Origin of the sequence: Alistipes putredinis DSM 17216, assembly GCF_000154465.1 — a bacterium.
GTDB classification, from domain to species: domain Bacteria; phylum Bacteroidota; class Bacteroidia; order Bacteroidales; family Rikenellaceae; genus Alistipes; species Alistipes putredinis.
In genome coordinates this window covers 228345-243746 of the sequence record NZ_DS499580.1, presented here as the reverse complement: position 1 = coordinate 243746, position 15402 = coordinate 228345, and the positions used below count along the sequence as shown (strand labels likewise).

General features: G+C 50.0%; 15 protein-coding genes, 1 rRNA gene and 2 pseudogenes. 4 read left to right on the top strand and 14 right to left on the bottom strand.

Going from position 1 to position 15402, the window contains the following annotated elements; translation table 11 throughout:
• The first annotated feature begins 31 nt into the window (after window positions 1–31).
• Window positions 32–202: a hypothetical protein gene (locus ALIPUT_RS12875; protein ID WP_004329794.1), complete on the top strand. Its 171-nt coding sequence runs from the start codon at window positions 32–34 to the stop codon at window positions 200–202.
• 378 nt (window positions 203–580) lie between these two features.
• Here ALIPUT_RS12875 and ALIPUT_RS12870 read toward each other — a convergent pair whose 3' ends face one another.
• From ALIPUT_RS12870 to ALIPUT_RS12165, 9 genes and pseudogenes are all read right to left on the bottom strand, one after another.
• Window positions 581–754 (bottom strand): hypothetical protein, encoded by a 174-nt coding sequence (locus ALIPUT_RS12870; RefSeq protein ID WP_155813749.1) that lies wholly within the window; start codon window positions 752–754, stop codon window positions 581–583.
• Window positions 755–786: 32 nt separating this feature from the next.
• Window positions 787–1266: a hypothetical protein gene (locus ALIPUT_RS09965; RefSeq protein WP_147554455.1), complete on the bottom strand. Its 480-nt coding sequence runs from the start codon at window positions 1264–1266 to the stop codon at window positions 787–789.
• Between the two features lie 31 nt (window positions 1267–1297).
• A pseudogene (locus tag ALIPUT_RS09960) lies at window positions 1298–2104 on the bottom strand (KilA-N domain-containing protein).
• 212 nt (window positions 2105–2316) lie between these two features.
• On the bottom strand, window positions 2317–2694 hold the full coding sequence (locus tag ALIPUT_RS09955) for a hypothetical protein (protein WP_147554454.1): 378 nt from the start codon (window positions 2692–2694) through the stop codon (window positions 2317–2319).
• 83 nt (window positions 2695–2777) lie between these two features.
• Entirely contained in the window at window positions 2778–3179 is a 402-nt protein-coding gene (locus ALIPUT_RS12865) for a hypothetical protein (protein WP_004329787.1), read from the bottom strand.
• A gap of 343 nt (window positions 3180–3522) precedes the next feature.
• Window positions 3523–3999: a hypothetical protein gene (locus ALIPUT_RS12555; RefSeq protein WP_081443387.1), complete on the bottom strand. Its 477-nt coding sequence runs from the start codon at window positions 3997–3999 to the stop codon at window positions 3523–3525.
• Between the two features lie 47 nt (window positions 4000–4046).
• Window positions 4047–4560 (bottom strand): annotated as a pseudogene (locus ALIPUT_RS13185) (hypothetical protein).
• 92 nt (window positions 4561–4652) lie between these two features.
• The gene (locus ALIPUT_RS09940) at window positions 4653–5504 is read right to left on the bottom strand and encodes a PepSY-like domain-containing protein (protein WP_004329784.1); all 852 of its coding nucleotides are present in this window, start codon (window positions 5502–5504) and stop codon (window positions 4653–4655) included.
• A gap of 575 nt (window positions 5505–6079) precedes the next feature.
• Window positions 6080–6712, bottom strand: coding sequence for a helix-turn-helix domain-containing protein (locus ALIPUT_RS12165; RefSeq protein WP_004329781.1), 633 nt, complete (start codon window positions 6710–6712; stop codon window positions 6080–6082).
• A 516-nt stretch (window positions 6713–7228) separates the two neighbouring features.
• Between ALIPUT_RS12165 and ALIPUT_RS09925 the strand changes: the two genes are divergently transcribed.
• A complete protein-coding gene (locus ALIPUT_RS09925; RefSeq protein WP_004329779.1) occupies window positions 7229–8113 on the top strand; it encodes a HEPN domain-containing protein in 885 nt (294 codons plus the stop codon).
• A gap of 86 nt (window positions 8114–8199) precedes the next feature.
• On the opposite strand, the gene ALIPUT_RS09920 is transcribed toward ALIPUT_RS09925, so the two are convergent.
• Both ALIPUT_RS09920 and ALIPUT_RS09915 read right to left on the bottom strand, forming a co-directional pair.
• Window positions 8200–8808: an aminotransferase class IV gene (locus tag ALIPUT_RS09920; RefSeq protein ID WP_004329778.1), complete on the bottom strand. Its 609-nt coding sequence runs from the start codon at window positions 8806–8808 to the stop codon at window positions 8200–8202.
• A 5-nt stretch (window positions 8809–8813) separates the two neighbouring features.
• Window positions 8814–9788: an aminodeoxychorismate synthase component I gene (locus ALIPUT_RS09915; RefSeq protein ID WP_004329777.1), complete on the bottom strand. Its 975-nt coding sequence runs from the start codon at window positions 9786–9788 to the stop codon at window positions 8814–8816.
• 50 nt (window positions 9789–9838) lie between these two features.
• On the opposite strand from ALIPUT_RS09915, the gene ALIPUT_RS09910 reads away from it, so the two are divergent.
• Complete coding sequence (locus tag ALIPUT_RS09910) at window positions 9839–10420, top strand: anthranilate synthase component II (protein WP_004329776.1); 582 nt, start codon at window positions 9839–9841, stop codon at window positions 10418–10420.
• 110 nt (window positions 10421–10530) lie between these two features.
• Here ALIPUT_RS09910 and ALIPUT_RS09905 read toward each other — a convergent pair whose 3' ends face one another.
• The gene (locus tag ALIPUT_RS09905) at window positions 10531–10953 is read right to left on the bottom strand and encodes a Fur family transcriptional regulator (RefSeq protein WP_004329775.1); all 423 of its coding nucleotides are present in this window, start codon (window positions 10951–10953) and stop codon (window positions 10531–10533) included.
• Between the two features lie 16 nt (window positions 10954–10969).
• Window positions 10970–12832: a heavy metal translocating P-type ATPase gene (locus ALIPUT_RS09900; protein WP_004329774.1), complete on the bottom strand. Its 1863-nt coding sequence runs from the start codon at window positions 12830–12832 to the stop codon at window positions 10970–10972.
• A gap of 234 nt (window positions 12833–13066) precedes the next feature.
• Between ALIPUT_RS09900 and ALIPUT_RS09895 the strand changes: the two genes are divergently transcribed.
• On the top strand, window positions 13067–14038 hold the full coding sequence (locus tag ALIPUT_RS09895) for a type I phosphomannose isomerase catalytic subunit (protein WP_004329772.1): 972 nt from the start codon (window positions 13067–13069) through the stop codon (window positions 14036–14038).
• 1229 nt (window positions 14039–15267) lie between these two features.
• Here the strand turns inward: ALIPUT_RS09895 and rrf are convergent.
• A 5S ribosomal RNA gene (rrf, locus tag ALIPUT_RS09890) occupies window positions 15268–15381 on the bottom strand.
• Between the last annotated feature and the right edge of the window lie 21 nt (window positions 15382–15402).

Below are 15402 nucleotides of genomic sequence, written 5' to 3'. Positions count from 1 at the left end.
TTCGTATCTTTGCAAAAAACTATTTGGATTTATGGCTACAGGAAATCTTATCAAGAAAAAGGAAGAATTCGAATTATGGTTGAAGTCTCAGATTGCAAAAGGTTGCGACTTGCTAAAACGTGAAGTTAGCGAAGATGACACAACCATTGTGCGCTACAGAACGATTGTTAAAATAAAGGAATATGACGAAGATGAGAAATAATTCGCAGACGAACAACCACTCATTCGGGGTATTGCCCATATAAGCTATACGCAGAAATAGATTTTACTCTATCTCGTCCGCATTCCCCGGCCCTGTTCGCGGTCTTTGATCTCTATTCCTAAGCGCTCCAAAAATTCTTCCGCCTTTTGCCGCTTCGTTGAAAATCGCTCTCAAATCGTCGAGCGTCACCGTCACGCTGACGTTTGCCCCCGACTCCAATAAATCCCTTAAACTCATAATCGAAATTTTTAGATTAAACTTGGATTCGTTCGTTCCGTCCAATCGGAACCGGGGCAAATAAAAAGGGAGATTTTTCGGAGATCAAAAACACTCGCTATCTCCTTAAAATCTCCCTGAAATATCTTTTTGAAGGGAAAATCAGCCGCCGTGTTCGGCCATATAGCCGGGAATGTTGGGGATGGTGAATTGACGTGTCTGTGGTGAATATAGTTTCCCTTTGATATAGGAATCCTCCAACTCGGCAAGCGGAGCAAATGCGGATTTCAGCCACGGCACTACCTCCTGTTTCGGTCGTCCGAAATAGTGTGCCATGTTCCATCCGAAATGGAATAGATCGGCATTTTTCAACTTTTGCGGACGAATAGGAGTAAGTTCTGTCGAGCCGGATTCCTGCATGCATAATATTCGATGTAGCGATCGAGACGCACAAGTTCATCGGAAGTGATGTAGGGACCTACCTCTCTATGCCCATAACGTCGGAACAGTTCGATCTGTTCTTTCTGCCGTTCGAGAAATCGTTTGTCTGCCTCCTGCTTGATTTGCTCGACATCCGAATCGGGTATATCATCGATCGGTGGAATCCTGGTCGCTTCAGCAGTAAGAGCCTTCTTTCGGGCTATCTTCGGGAGAATTTTATCGGCAATGAAATCCGCAATGCTGGAAAATGCTGCCAAAATGGTCAGATAGGCTATCGCACAGGTACCCAGCATAATCAGAAAAACAAGATTCGCCGTACCTGCATCCACCCCTTTTGCCAATATCACCAGTCGCGCGACCGTGGACACGAACAAGCCGACGACAACGACTATCGCCAGCAGAATCATATAACTGTTGATCTTACGGAGATCCATTGCGCTATTTCAGTAGTTTCCGTTCGTCATTGCTCTCCAATACCTGCATCTGCTGAATAGCGATCCGGTTGAGTTTTACGAGCCGTTCGCCCTGAGGCATTTTCTGGTCGATGAATACGGCATTGAGGTTTTCCATATTGGACAGACAGATCAGTTCGTTGATGGTTGCATAATCCCGGATATTACCTTTCAAGTCGGGATTCTGCTCGCGCCACGTCTTTGCAGTCATGCCGAACATGGCCCCATTCAACACGTCGGCTTCGTTGGCATAGATGATGCTCGCTTGTTTCGCGGTCACTTCGGCCGGAATCAGGTTTTGTTTGATCGCGTCGGTATGGATGCGGTAGTTGATTTTGGACAGTTCGCGTTTGGCACTCCAGCCGAGTTGTTTCTGTTCCTCTTCTTTCAGCCGCTGGAACTCTTTGACGATATACAACTCGAATTCTACGGAAATCCAGCTCGCAAATTTGAACGCAATATCCTTATGAGCATAGGTTCCTCCGTAACGCCCCGATTTGGAAATGATACCGATGGCATTGGTCGTATTGATCCACTTTTGCGGCGACAGGGTAAAGGCATTCAGTCCGGCCTCCTTTCTAAACCCCTCGAATTCGAGGGGTTTGAAATCCGGATTATACAGGCTTTCCCAAATTCCGAGATATTCGATCGTATTCCGATTGCGCAACTAATTGCCGATCACCGCATTCGAGTCGTCGCTCTTGTATCGCGCGATGTCCGTCAGACAGATATAGTCGTTCTCATTGAGCAATATAACTGTAACATTTGTGTCCCGTACCGTAATCTTTGCCATATTTGTATTGTCTTCTTTACTGCAAACATACTATAATATATAATTGGGTTATCCTATAATCCCACAATAAACTTTAAATATATTTTTATTACTTCGTGTTACGATATTAATAGTTTAGCTTTCTCTTACTTAAGGTAGTTGAATTTCATATCGCCAGATACGAGCAATTCCATCGGAATTATCAGTTATATATTGTTGACAATACGGATAAATCAGACTAATGTTTTTATTAAATCCATGTTCCCATAAAAAATACAAGCCATACCAAGAGCATGAGGTTTCGTAGATAATGGGGACAGGTAGATATTTGTAATGGGTGCTCGCTTGTTCTGCTTTTCAACGTACTCACTTATAGCCTGCGCTGTAACAAATGGATCATATGCTGGTGCATATATATTCGAGTCCATATCTTTAAAGCACTCCGTTTCTATAGCCGCTTCAGCCTCATGCGCTCTTAAGATATTTTCCTGAAACATACCAGGACTAATGGCTGGAAAACCAAATAACAACACTTTTTTTCTTGCATCCTTTCTTTTTGGTTGCCACTCTACAATACGACTATGATCATATCCTGCTGCTATAATAAGCAAATCATTGTCGTCCTTTGACGTATGGATACCAGACCTTCCATGCATCTGTTTTACTTCGTAAAAAAGTCAGAGAATTGAGTGTTTTAAGCACATCTATATTGTGTGGGTTCAGTATATAATATATCAAACTTATTAATCTTATACATAGACATGCACCGCATTAGAAACATCAAATACGGGCCCCTGCAACCAGTTGCATCCACACAAACAGACTTGCCAGATAATTGTAATGTGTCTAATTTTTCTGTAATTGGAGCATAATCTTCATTCGCTTTGACAAACGTAACATCTTTTCCAGATAGATATAGATCCCGACCTTCTTCTTCTGTTGCAAACCATATTTTTTGACCTGCTTGAATGTTATCTGCAGGCTCCTGCACTCTCTGTGAATTTACATAGCTGGATATGAAGATATCATATGGTAGCAAATTTTGAATTTCATCAATTCTCTGATAGCTATGTTTGTATAAATAGGTATAATCCATTATTTAAATAAATCAAATGACATTTGTGATTCTCCTGTATTGCCACCAAACGGAAAAAGGGAAAGAATGGGAAAATAACTTCAATTTCCAGAAATGGACAAGACTTTCAGAACTTAACAGAAATACCATTTTGACGTAATTTACAAGAGGTTAGAATCATAAGATTTTCGAACTAACCTTTCTAAGATTTTCCAGTGTAGATATGTATATCAGTACCAAAAATAAATCTCTCGTTTTTTCTACCTTTTTATTTGTTTTTCAATACAGTTCGTGTTCAGAGATTTATCGAATAGCCGTTCCTACTTAAACGGCTATTAAGAATATATAACGATCATTCATAGTTTCAAAAATGGAATTTGACGGACAATCCGAAATTCCAGAATCCGGGATCAAAGAAGCCGTCATGTCCACCGCCGATCACAGCTCCGATCACAGGACGGTAATCTACCTCCAAAGAGATCGGGGCATTTTTGAAATGACAGCCGAAAGCGCAGGAGCCGGCCACACCGAGCAAAAAACCCGAATCGTCAAAGTCATAAAGTCCCAAGGCTCCACCCACACCGACATTCAGATACCAATCGCAAGTCTGGGGTGTCCAATTCCACCGGCAGCAGCGCCAATTATAGATTCCCGTAACGGACAGCCCTTCAAAATGAGGAGTCGCCAGCGTGAATTGCAAAAAATTCCGAGACGAAAGATCGCATTGATAAAGAAATTCCACGCCATCTCCCAACCGTAATCCCACGGCGTTTTTCCCTTGAGCCGAAACCGTCTCGAAAGCAAACAAACTGCAAACAAGAACCAATAAAATCTTTTTCATAAAACAATTATACGTATAATGATTTATATGGAATTATTACCGGTCACTCAATCGTCATCGTCGTCGTCATGATATCTCCCGTATTTCCGCTTCCCGTATTTCGGGTGTTTCTTATACCCGTGCTTGTGCGGAGATACTTCCCATGCCGTTTGCAATAGGAGTCGTAATGCTCGTGCCAGTAATCGCTATAACAATGCACCCGATCATAGAACGGAACACGATACGACGACTCGGGACCGATTCTCAGTTCGATCAGAATCCGCCCCCAGCCCTCACATTTATAACGTTTGTAATGGTCACAGACATCGCGCATGCTTCGTCCCGAGGTTCAGGCGATCTCCAGTGCAAGGCCCACATGCCCCCAATCTCTGCCGCAACGCCGGTAATAATCATTGAGCGATTCTGCCGAAATATCGTATTCCACACAGAGGCGCCGACGGAAATCCGACAAATCGACCGAAGCATACCGATTGGAATTTCCGATAAAGACGGAAAGCCTATTTTGTGCGGACAAAGAGCAAGTGAATACCGCAAAAATAGCAGCAAACCGATTTTTTTCATAGGTAAATCGTTCTATTAAAACAAATGATATAATACGAACATACCGACAGGCAGATTTTCATCTGCCTGTCGGTATGCCTATTCAAACGAATCTACTGCAGTAAAGATCCGTCTTCCCGGATTTTGAGAATCACCTCCCTGTCATCTTCCGCTTCCAGCTCGATTCGATAATAATTCCCGTCCGGCGTTTCTACCAGTTCCGGCTCATCGTCGGTTTCATAACCGACATACTTATCGTTAATTTCCTGCCGGATCGCAGTTTTAACGACTTCCGGAAGAGTATCCAGACTGATCTCCCAAGATGAGGAAAGCCAATTCCCGCTGTTGTCAAAAAGCACCTCCTTGGCAACTCCGTCATGAATAATATCCACCTCAAACTGCCCGTGCTCCTGATCCGTTTCAACAATTTTGGATGCCGCATATTTCTCCTGCAGAAAATTTTTCACCTCTTCGGGAAGTTCAATCGGCAGATAATCCTCGGAATCATCCTCGGAATCTTCCACCACCTTGATCAGAATTCCCTCCGCGTTGTAATAAAGATCCATCTCCCGCGGGCCCTGCTCTACCTCCAAAACATAGACCGGCTCCATGCCTTCTCGCACCAACATATCCACATCATCCAGGCTCCACTGTCCATATTCGCTGTTCTTGAACGCATTTTTAACAGCCTCAGGCAAAGACGCATGAGGAAGATCCGTTTCGGTCATCAGCCAAACGGCATCGGAAGTAAACCAGGCCTCGGCTGCATAATTCTGGTTCTGGAAATCCGCAATGTAATAATTACTCCGGGTTTTCCATTTCGGACTGGCTTCCGGATATTTCTGAGAAAATGCAGCCTGCAATTTATCAAGAACATCCAAGTTATCATCATTGTCATCACAACCTTGCACGACTGCTCCGCATATCCCTAATGCAAGCATAAAAAAACACAACCTCAGTTTCATAATAAAAACAATTTAAAATTAAAGCAAAACAAAGATACGAAAACCGAACTATACAAACAAATATCCATACTCTGCATTCACATCGTCAGTAATCGGGCATTAACCGGAAGATATTATCCAAACCGCATAATTCAATTAGAATAATATAATGTCATGCAAGGAGATACGGCGGCCGCGCAGGCGAAACGGGCAGGCGGGCGCAAGACCGTGCAAAATGACGGTAGGCGATGTGGGGACAGAAGCCAAAGCCGTCGCAATTCGTTGATATACATTGGGCTTACATTCATGCGGAAGTCCCTTTATCCGCACAAAGCAACTTTCAAAAGGATGGATTTTTCGAATCCATCCTTTTTTATTTTTATATTCGATTGACAAATAAGAGAATAAAGCGATCGCCTTATTCTTTTCCAGGTTCGGCAATCAGTGTTTTCTTATTATGCAAAATCCCTTCGGAAAGAGCGAATTTAATTTTTTTCAGCATAAATTCACTTCTGAAACACCTTCCTATTTACATTATGATAAGACTATTCCGACAAAAAACAACACTATTCTTCGGAAACCCGTATACTACGAATCTATTTTAATCCGCAAATAGCCCCACAAACCGGCCACATCACACAAATCTCTTCGCATCGGACCTCCAGGTCGTCGTCTGCAGTTGCAAACAAAGATTTCAACCGCAGACGAGCAGGATCCCCCTCGATACGATAGACGGAACAAAACAGATAGAAACACTCCGTCATAACGAAATAAACTCTCCCGTTTATAACTTCTCCGTCCGGCTCCCGCAGCAACACGAGCCAATGCTGCAAAACCGTTCCGAATTGATCGTCCGTGCATAATGCAATTTGAGCCCCCCGAGCCTCTTCGGCAGAAAGAAGCAGATACCGTTCTGGAACCTCCTTGGGCGGAAACTCCGCCACGGAAGAGTCCCGATATACAGGAATCCGAACGACAAAAGCATCGCCTTCCGGCGTAGCAGCGGATTCGGCTTCACCGTGCATCAACCAGGAAATCGGATACTGCGGAAATTTCGCATGGATCTTTTTAGCCACACCAAGGCTTACTCCATAATTTCCCCGCTTGATCTGATAAAGATTTTCGCCTCGCGGCAACCCGACATATCTGGCGAATGAATTGATTGTCAATCCAGAAGATTCAATCACGCGCTCCAATCTTCTCCAGGAAGAATAATCCGTTTTTTTCATACCAACCAAAAATTACTTATTCCGTAGGAGCAATTCTTACTTTCTGATTTACAGCTTCTTTGGATGTATCAATCTATATCAGGAATTGTTGGGCCCCGGACATAAAATGTTATGGATCGGATTTTGCACCTTCTCGCATATAAAATGAAAAGAAGGCGCGGTGTCAATCTACTACCGAAGGCATTGGGAGCCCGTAATCAGTCGATTGTCCTGCGCCCTTGCCTGCCCCTCCCGTCGAAACGAGCAGGGCATAACAAGGACAGACAACTGCTACACCTGATTACTGTAAATTCCCAATTTTACGGTAGGCATAAGAGTTGTGTACCCTTTTATGTCTGTCGGCTACGCCGAACTACCGTATTTCCGCATTGCATCCAAACTGCTTATTTGTTCCCGGACGACACACGCCGCCCCACTACAACAAACGTCATCGCGCGAAAATACTACGCACAAATATAGTATTTTAATTTCATTGTAAAAATTAGGCGTTTCAATTTTCTTGCTAACTTTGTATGCATGAAAAGTTCGATCAACTTCCTGCCTGCGGAAAAAAGACGTGATCTGCATCAACTTGTGGAGATCATCCGAAACGAAATAAAAGATTGCGTAATGATTATTCTTTACGGCAGTTACGCCCGGGATATGTACGTCGATTGCGACCGTCGGCGGGATTACGGGGTGACGACCTTTTTCATGAGCGACTACGACATTTTGATCGTCACGCGCCGAAGGCTCGGCCTGAAGGAATACGACGTTTACGCCCGCATCACCGAACGGTTTTTCGAAAACAAACAAAGCGAATTTTACACCCGGCCGCAATTCATCAACGAAAGTATTTCCCGGCTGAATAAAAACCTCGAACTGGGACAATACTTCTACCATGAAATCAAAAAGCAGGGAATCATGCTCTACTCCTCGCAGGAGTTCAAACTGGCGCGATGCCGAAAATTGAACTATGCGGAAATCGCGCAAATCGCCCGCGACTATTTCAGCGAAAAATTCCAGTTCGCCAGCGATTTTCTGTTAGGAGCACGTTACTATGCCGGGTTGCAGAAATATAAAATGGCCTCTTTCCATCTACATCAAGCTGCGGAAAATTACCTGCGTACCATTCCGCTGGTATATATCCTTTACGGCTATAAAGATCATGCGCTGGAAATTCTGATGGATCGCTGCAAGACGCACACGCTGCAACTGGTATCGGTTTTCCCTCGAAATACGGAGGAGGAGCGGCGCCTGTTCAATCTGTTACAGGATGCCTATGTACAAGCCCGCTACAACAAGGATTTCGTCGTTACCAAGACCGACATCGACGCCTTGATCCCGCGCCTCGAACTCATGCGCGACATCACGGAAAAAGTCTGTTGCGACCGGATCGCCTATTACGAACGACAAAACTGACATACCGCTGAATCCCGCCAAAGGCCGGATTTGATCGATAAAAAACGCAGGGTCCGCAACCCTGCGATTATGCCACTTACCTTCGGTTATAATCCCCGAATCCGTTCGATCGGAACGGCGAGGTCGTCCTCGATTCCCAACATGGCATTGATGAGCACGACCCGCTCGAAACCGCCCAGGTCGGAAGGCGTAATGCGGCATTCGGTTAAAACTCCCGTACCGAGCAAGTACTGCCTCCGCGTGCCGTTGAGCAGGAAAGTATCCGGCGTAACGTATTTCCGTCCGTCGAAAAACGCCACGTTGCTGTAACTGGTATCGGTAATCGCCCCGTCGCGCACGATCAGGATCTCGTCGCAATCGTCCCGACGTTGCAAAAGACGGGCAAGGGCGCTACGATCCGCATATTTCAAATGGTAATCCAATTCGTCGTCCGCAGCGACCAGCCGCAGGGAGCGAATCTCGCGGGGAACATACGGCGCAAACGAAATCTCCGACAGCGACCGGCCGTAAACGATCCGGCACTTCACCGTTCCCTTCCGATGCTGAAGCGGAATCGAACCATCCGCCAAATCGAAACCGGAGGCGACGCCGTATGCTTCGCGGACCGTCTGCCGCATACGATGCAAATGAAGTTCGGGACGAACGAAAATTCCGTCTTCGACTCGAATGGTTTCTATGAAGAGCAACTCGTCCATCGCAATCAGGGAATCGGCAGGTAAATTTTGGTAACGACCTCGTCGTACTCCTGTTGCGGGTCACTGTGCACGGTGATGCCGCCGCCGCTGCGGAAATAGAACCGCCCGTTCTCGCATTCGATATAGCGGATCATCACCGCGCTGTCCAGATCGCGACCGTCGAAATAGCCGAATACCCCCGTATAATATCCCCTGGGGGACCCCTCGGCATCGCGGATCAACCGCAGGGTCGCGGGTTTCGGAGCCCCCGAAATCGAGCCGGCAGGCAGCAGGCTGAAAAGCAGGTCGCCCAGTTCCTGCCGCCATCCCGACCGCAGGTCGCCGGCAATTTCGGAGCTCGTCTGCAAGATTTCGCCCCGCAGGGTAGCGATCTTCTCGACGTAACGGAAACGCTCGACACGCACACGATCGGCAATCCGGTTCAGGTCGTTGCGAATCAGATCGACGATGGTGTAATGTTCGCAACGCTCCTTGTAATCCTCCAGCAACCGGGCCTCGGCATCGGGCAACGCAGCGTCGATCGTTCCTTTCATCGGGTAGGAGCGGATCACCCCGTCCGTAATGCGGACGAAACACTCGGGAGAGAAGCAGACCAGACGCCCCGGCAGCAACAGTTTGTAACGGGCACGGCTGCGGCGGAAGATCTCCTCGAGAGTAAGGTTCGTTCGGATCGGAGTCCGCTCGGTCAGGTTGGTCAGAAAACTGTCCCCGCGAAGCAACCCCCGGCGAATGACGGCGAACCGGCGAAGATACGCCTCCCGATCGGTATGCAGAATCTCCAGGCGGGGCGTAATTTCCGCCTCCCCGGAGAAGCTATCCGGCACATTGGTAATCTCTCCGCAGGCAAACGGAATCTGCCGGCAGACGAGCGGATTCTCCACGAAAAATCCCTCCCGCAATTCGAAATCGACCCCGAAAAGGAACGGTTTTCCCTGCGCGGCACAACGATTCACGGCTTTTCGGACAAGCTGAGCTTCCATTCTGACGATTTTTATTCCGCAAAGGTATAAAAAAGGTTACTTTTGTAGCCGTGAAAAAGATACTGGTAATCGATAATTACGACTCGTTCGTCCACAACGCCGTACAACTGCTTCGGGAATCGTCCGAACCGGTGAATATTACGATACAACTCAACGACCGGATCGACTTCGAAAAATTCGGCGATTACGACGGGGTACTCCTATCCCCAGGTCCCGGAATCCCGGAAGAGGCCGGCGACCTTATGGCGGCGATCGGACAGATCGTGCGGCAGCGAATCCCCGTGCTGGGGATCTGTCTGGGACATCAGGCGCTCGCCCGGGCATTCGGTGCCGAACTGCGACAACTGTCGGCCCCGCTGCACGGACATCCGACGACGCTGACCGTAACCGATGCGGGCGATCTGCTGCTGCAGAAAATCGCTCCGCCCCTGATCGTAGGACGCTACCATTCGTGGATCGTCGATCCGGACTCGATGCCCGAAGAGCTGATTGCAAGTTCGCACGATGAAGCGGGACACATCATGTCCTTTTATCACCGGAACCTGCCGATACACGGCGTGCAATTCCACCCCGAATCCTGCATTTCGAATTGCGGCCCGGCGCTGATCCGCAACTGGCTCGCCACCTGCTGACATCCGCTGCGGAAAAGGAGCCTCCGGAAATTCCCGGACCTTTAATTGACCGTTTCCGACCGGGGCGGACGGGGCTTCGTCGTTCAGACAAGCCGCCTCGATCCATCCTGTCAGTTCCGCCCCGAACAGTCGGCGCAGATCCCCTTGATAACGAAATTGATCGTTTCGGCCGAAAATCCGTCCGGCAGACCCACCTGCGGAACAGCCACCCCTCGCAGGCAAAAGGTACGCCGGCAATGCGTGCAATAGAAATGGGTATGCAGGTCGTCGATTTCACAATCGCAATCGCTGCTGCAAAGCGCATATTTGAGCGAACCGGTGCCGTCGTCGATGCCGTGCACCAAGTGATGCGCCAGAAAAAGAGTGAGCGTACGGAAAAGAGTCGATTTATCCACCGTATCGAGCTCCTCTTCGAGATCCGCGAGGCTGAAAGCCCGGTCGAATCCGGCCATCGTACGCAGAATCAACAGCCGCAGCGCCGTAGGACGGATATCGCGGGCCTTGAGGCGGGAAATGTATTCGTTTTCGTTCATAGGTGCAAGATACGCATTAAAAACGACGATTGGAAGCCCTCACGGCATTCAGAACCGCAAGCAGAGTGACGCCTACATCGGCGAAGACCGCTTCCCACATGGTTGCGATGCCGAGTGCGCCCAACGTCAGCACGACAACCTTCACCCCGATCGCCAGCAGGATATTCTGCCGCACGATGCGGTGCGTAAGACGTCCGATACGGATCGCCGCAGGCAGACGCGAAGGTTGGTCGGACTGGATCACCACGTCGGCCGTTTCGATGGCTGCATCGCTACCCAAAGCCCCCATCGCCACCCCGACATCGCTCGTTGCGAGAGCCGGAGCGTCGTTGAATCCGTCGCCGACGAAAGCCGTGACTTTGCCGGGCTCTCCGCGCAGCGCCTCGAGTATCTCCATCTTACCTTCGGGCAGGAGATCCCCCCGGGCCTCGGAAACGCCCAGCCTGCGGCCCAAATTCGCCACCAGCGCCTCCCGGTCGCCCGACAAAATCCGAATATCCTCGATTCCGAGCGACTTCAATTCCGCCACGGCACGCGCGGCATCCTCCTTGGGCTTGTCCGCAATCACGAGATAGCCCGCATACCGGCCGTCGAGCGCACATACGACGATCGTCTCGGGAATCGCATCGACCTCCGACGGATATTCCACGCCGAAGCGAGCCATCAGACGCGTATTGCCCACCAGCAACTGTTTCCCGTCGAATTCGGCCCGAATGCCGTGTCCGGCGATTTCAACTGCGCCCTCCGAAGCGAGAAGAGCAACACCCTCCCTCTCGGCATACTGCACGACTGCCCGGGCCACCGGGTGTATACTGGTCCGTTCGGCCGAAGCGACCCATCCGAGCAGCTCCCCGGAATTCACGCCCGGAGCAACATGCACCTCCCGGACTTCGAACAAACCCTCGGTCAGCGTGCCGGTCTTGTCGAAAACCACGGTATTGACCCGCGCAATGGCATCCAGATAACTGCCGCCCTTAAAGAGCACGCCAGCCTTCGAAGCAACGCCGATACCGCTGAAATAGCCCAGCGGAATACTGATAACCAGCGCACAAGGACAAGAGGCCACCAGAAATACCAGGGCCCGGGACAACCATTCGTCGAACGAATAGGCGAAGCCTCCGTGCAGGAGCGACCACAATCCGGGCAAAGCGACGATCAGCACGGCCAATCCTGTCACTACGGGAGTATAAATCCGGGCGAAACGGCGGATGAACAATTCGGCGGGAGCCTTGCGCGCCGCAGCTTCTTCGACCATGGAGAGAATCCGCGAAAGGGCGCTCTCCCCATACGGGCGCGTCACTTCGATACGAACCGGATGCTGCGAAGAGATCATACCCGCCAACACCTCATCTCCCTTACAGATCGTCCGCGGCGTACTCTCTCCGGTCAGCGCCGCCGTATTGAACGGGGCCGCCTCGGACAGCAAAACGCCGTCCAGAGGGACACGTCCCCCCGGAAGCACCTCGATCGTCCGGCCCGGCACGACCTGCGCAGCGGGCATAGCCACCGGTTTCCCGTCCTCCAAGACGTTCGCCTGTTCGGGCCGGATATCGACGAGCGCACGAATATTCCGCCGCGCCCGCTCCACGGCACGCTCCTGCAACGCCTCTCCGATCGAATAAAACAACATCACGGCAACCCCCTCGGGATACTCTCCGATATAGAAAGCACCGATGGCAGCGAGGCTCATCAGCGTATATTCCGTAAAGAAATCCCGCTGCCGCATACCGTTCCATGCCTCCCGGAGCACAGGAAGCCCTACCGGAAAATAAGCTGCGAGGTACCAGCAGAACCGTACTGCGGAAGATGCGAAAAATTCGACACCGGTATATTGCATGACGAGTCCCGCCGCAAATAACACGGCCGACGCAACGGGCATCCAATAGCTTTGCGAATGACGGTCGTGGTCAGGACCTGCATCGCAAGCGGCGCAGCCGCGACCATTCGTTTGACTTTTCATAATGCTTTTATTCTTCTTTGGTGTCAAATATAGTGCATTTTCCTTGCAACCCAGTTGCAAATACACCGGCTTCCCGTTTCATTTTCTCGTCGCAGAAAGCTTTTGCTTGCCGAAAAATAGTATATTTGTAGGAACAAATTAAGACCTGAAGCATTGCGTCCCCTCAAATTTCATCCGATTCTGAAGCAGACCCTCTGGGGCGGCGAACGCATCATCCCCTACAAGGAACTCGCATCCGAGCTCTCCCGTGTAGGCGAAAGCTGGGAACTTTCCGGCATGCCCGGCTCGGAATCGGTGGTGGCGGAAGGGCCGTGGACCGGAAGCACCCTGCCCGAGCTGATCGGACGCTTCGGCGCAGAGCTTCTGGGCAAAGCCAACTATGCCCGTTTCGGGCAGGAATTTCCCTTGTTGGTAAAATTCATAGATGCCCGGGAAGATCTTTCGATCCAGGTACACCCGGACGACGAACTGGCACGAAAGCGCCACGGGAAAAGCGGGAAATGCGAGATGTGGTACGTGCTGGAAGCGGAACCGGGCGCTTCGTTACTGACCGGATTCTCCCGTCCGATCGCACCGGCGGAGTACGAACGTCGCGTTGCCGACAATACATTGACCGACGTTTTGAATCGCCAGGCAATCGCATCGGGCGACGTCTTTTATCTGCCGGCAGGACGGGTGCACAGCATCGGAAAGGGGTCCTTCATCGTCGAGATCCAGCAAAGTTCGGACATCACCTACCGGATCTACGATTTCGACCGGCGGGATGCAGCGGGCAATTCCCGGGAGTTGCATACCGAATTGGCACGCGAAGCGATCGATTTCGAATCTTCCGAAAACAGCCGCATAACGTACGCTCCGGAGAACAATCAGGAAGTCCGGCTTGTCACCACGCCTTACTTTACTACGTCGCTATATACCCTGACCGCACGAACACGCTGCGACTGGTCGGCAACGGACTCTTTCGTGGCAATAGTTCTGCTTCAGGGGAGTGGTTCATTGACCGACAACGAAGGCAATCGAATCGATGTCCGGCAGGGCGAAACCTGGTTGTTGCCCGCATCGACGCAATGGACCGAAATCACTCCGCATACGGCGACCCTGCGCCTACTGACAAGCCGGATTTAGAGAACCCCGAATTCAAATGAAGCCGGCTTCACCGGATCGAGCTAACATGGTTATTATCTTGCGAAACCATGCTCCCGGCACTCCACTTCCTCACCACGACACCGACCAATCAAGCGCCCAGGAAACCGCCCGTTATTCCCACAGCAGGAAGACACCAACAATTCTACGACGAATCCGTCCCTGTCTGCGAAAACGATCCGGACCTCATATAACTCCAACCATTATCTTCGGCTGAAATATGGGATCCAACCGCAGCGACAGAACATTCGGGATCCCGTACCCGCGATTTCATCCGCGAACCAAGGTCCTCACCGCATGCAAGCACAGCTCCGGGCCTTAAAGCATAACATCGGAAACGAACGGAAGTAATCCGTTCCACCGGGTACACGTTTCCAGACCGGCATCCAGTTCTTGACTCACCCCTCCCCCGGAGCACGATCCCTACCGGCAACACGATCGGTATCGCAGTCCTTAACCCAAGCGCCGCCTCCAAGGAGGCCGAATAGTCAGGGAAATCCATCCGCAGGAAGCAAAAGTGTAGTACAGACGAATTCCGCCGGCAATACAATACTCTATAGATATTGATAGGACAGTGCGATACTACGACAGAGGAAACCCCTGATCCCTTCGCCGCATACGCAAAAACTTCGTTGTTTATCGTTTGGGACTATTTCAACCCTCCAAAAATCGCATTCGGATCTGAACTCCGTCCCATCCCGTTTTGCCGATTATCGCTCCTGTATTTCCCAAGTGACATTCCGCTCCCGAACCATATCACGAATCACTTCCGTCCCGAAGAGCCGGATTACTTAAAATAGCGGATCGCTCTACATTGAATTTCCGAAAACCCCGCACAAACGAAGAGCCTATCTCGATCATAGATCCGTCCTGCGACATACAAATCTCCCGCACATTCGAAGGAATTACAATCTATACGGCCTGCATTTCTTCTGCAGCGGCAAAGCAACAATATCCGGTTCATTTTACAGGATTTCGGTTTCGGGCGCCGTTATTCTCGGCATTTGGCTGCGTTTATAAACCGCCCCCCACTACGAATACGTGCTGTAAAGCGTATGCCCACGCCAACCTCCAAGCACAAAATATCAACCTCTAAACCGGCATAACCCTCCTTGGCAGGCTCTGCCGCAGAGAGCCAGCCGCACGAGGGGAGGGAACACGCAAGCCCGCGAACAAAAAGAAAGCCGGACCCTTGTTCAGGATCCGGCTTGAAGAGGCGGCTACCTACTCTCCCACGCGCGTAGCGCAGTACCATCGGCGTTAGTGAGCTTAACTTCTCTGTTCGGAATGGGAAGAGGTGGAACCTCACTGCTATAACCACCTAAAAGAACTTTTGCTCCAATATA